Genomic DNA, 1661 nt, shown 5'->3' with positions numbered 1-1661 from the left:
GACGATCTCCCAGAGCCCATCGGGCAACACGTCACTCACAGTCCGTGATCATGCCAGGCTCGGAGTCATCTCGCAGGACTTTTGAGATGAGCTCTAAGCCTGCACAATTCAGGATGAGGTAAGAGAAATATAGCCAACGTGGGTCGTGAGGAATTCCGTTGCTGGGGGATGTTGGGAGGGGAAAGTCACACAGACAGGAGTTTTCTGACGTGCTCCTTTAGAGGTTGTTCGAGGTGAGGATGGAATCCGTTCTTGATCGCTGTCCACACGTTCGCTGCTGCGAACACCTGAGCTAGCTTTCCGGTCTCTCCGGAGAGAACGTCTGAGAAGAGTTCTCGCACACGTTCAGCAGTAGGAGTGTGCGTAAGGCTGTAGGTCAGCAGAGTTGCAGCGTCAGAGCCGACAGGGGCGAGTGAATAGCCTTCCCAGTCCACAATGGTCAGCCTTGGAGAAAGGAGGTTCTGCCAGTGAAAGTCATTGTGTTGCGGTCGCCACTCAATCGCAGTGTTGGTGAACCTGTCGTCTCCTGTCATGGCTGCCACCCAACGGCGAACACGCTTCTCGGACTGTCCGGGTCCGGCCCACCTGGCCGCGCTGATTTCGTTGTGTGCTCGGCGCAACTCGCACCACCATGCATCGCTCACCTTCGGGGCCTGCCGGATAGTCGGCTCAGGGGAGACAGGGGAGCCATTCACGTACTCGAATACATGGGCACGTACTTGACGAGTGACATTCTCGTCAGTGTCGAATTTCTCCCACGTGAAGGTATCCAACACTTTCGGCATAGGGATACGTTCTGCCAGCTCTCCGGATGCTTCCTCAATAGCCTCGGCACGCATCCATACGACTTCATCAGCCGCGGTCCCCACTCGAACCCATACACGTTTTCCTCCTGGTTTACGGGCGGGGCCTGTCGTGGTAGCGGTCAGGTAACCAATCCTGATCGCTCCATCTGGGGACAGGCCCAAGCCGTCCAAGGCTTTCTGGAAATCCTTCTCTTTGTACTGCACCCTCGGGCCCCTCCGTGCATGGTTTGGCGCGAAGGTACCACAGCACAGCAATCAGAACTGAGGAAAGAGGAAACATGGACTTCTTGACCGGCAAGCACGAGAAGCAGGGCGATGACTTCCCGCGCCCCCTCGGCTTCGGAGGTGGTGACGGCTCCCCGGACGACTTCCCCACTGAGGGAGAGGCCACCAACTAGGAGTAATCCGGGCGTAGTACTCCAGTTGTAGTTCCGGTTTGCCCTGAACTGGAACGACTTGTCGGAGATGACAGCACGACAAGCCTCTGATCCGGGGAAACGCCGGACACACGGACGGCCACCGCGTGATCATCGATGGTTGTGAAGACAAAGAAGAACCCGGCGGTGGCCGCTGACGTCAGCGTAGCGGCCCAGCGCTGGCCACACCGGCTGAACGACCTGATCAGCACGATCTCCACCCGTCTGACCCGACCCGAGACCCAGCGCACCGCCCACGACCTCTTGCGCGGCCTGCTCGTCCCGCTGCCGCGCAAGAACCGCTGGACCCTGTCCGAGCACGCCGGCCACCGGACCCGCGCTCGCCGAGCAGATGATCACCGCCGCCCTGGCCGCGCACACCCCCGCGGCCTGGGTGGCCGCCGACGAGGTTGACGGAGGCAACCCGCACCTGCGCCAG

The 1661-nt window shown here is 60.1% G+C and carries 2 protein-coding genes; one reads left to right on the top strand and one right to left on the bottom strand.

The genetic code is table 11. The features are described 5' to 3' along the window. Positions 1-185 precede the first annotated feature (185 nt). On the bottom strand, positions 186-1010 hold the full coding sequence (locus BJF83_RS02590; protein WP_262391254.1) for an aminoglycoside phosphotransferase family protein: 825 nt from the start codon (positions 1008-1010) through the stop codon (positions 186-188). 329 nt (positions 1011-1339) lie between these two features. Between BJF83_RS02590 and BJF83_RS27760 the strand changes: the two genes are divergently transcribed. Then, on the top strand, positions 1340-1636 hold the full coding sequence (locus BJF83_RS27760; protein ID WP_187347069.1) for a hypothetical protein: 297 nt from the start codon (positions 1340-1342) through the stop codon (positions 1634-1636). Positions 1637-1661 lie beyond the last annotated feature (25 nt).

Source organism: Nocardiopsis sp. CNR-923, from assembly GCF_001942255.1.
Taxonomy (GTDB): Bacteria; Actinomycetota; Actinomycetes; order Streptosporangiales; family Streptosporangiaceae; genus Nocardiopsis.
The sequence above is the reverse complement of the archived record's forward strand: the minus strand, read 5'-3'. Positions and strand labels throughout refer to the sequence as shown.